The sequence below is a fragment of the Photobacterium sp. DNB22_13_2 genome (assembly GCF_052873915.1).
Genome location: NZ_JBNNXU010000220.1, coordinates 1 through 250, shown reverse-complemented (window position 1 = coordinate 250; position 250 = coordinate 1). Strand labels below are relative to the sequence as shown.

The window sequence follows — 250 nt, the reverse complement described above, 5'->3', positions numbered from 1 at the left end:
GGTCTGGCCGTCGGCGTCCTGGCGGGGCTTGATCCAGGCGATGTCGTCGCCGATGGTGGTGACCTTCCAGCCGTTGAAGCCGGCAGGCGGGATCAGCATCGCAAAGTTGGTCTTGCCGCAGGCCGACGGGAATGCCGCTGCCACGTGGTACGTCTTGCCCTCGGGCGAGGTCACGCCCAGGATCAGCATGTGCTCGGCCAGCCAGCCTTGGTCGCGGCCCATGGTGGAGGCGATCCGCAGCGCGAAGCAC

1 protein-coding gene is annotated in these 250 nt (G+C 68.0%); it reads right to left on the bottom strand.

All coding sequences use genetic code 11. The features are described from left to right. Positions 1-250: phosphoenolpyruvate carboxykinase domain-containing protein (locus ACVA58_RS28440; RefSeq protein WP_446513578.1), on the bottom strand; the 250-nt coding region annotated here is incomplete at both ends.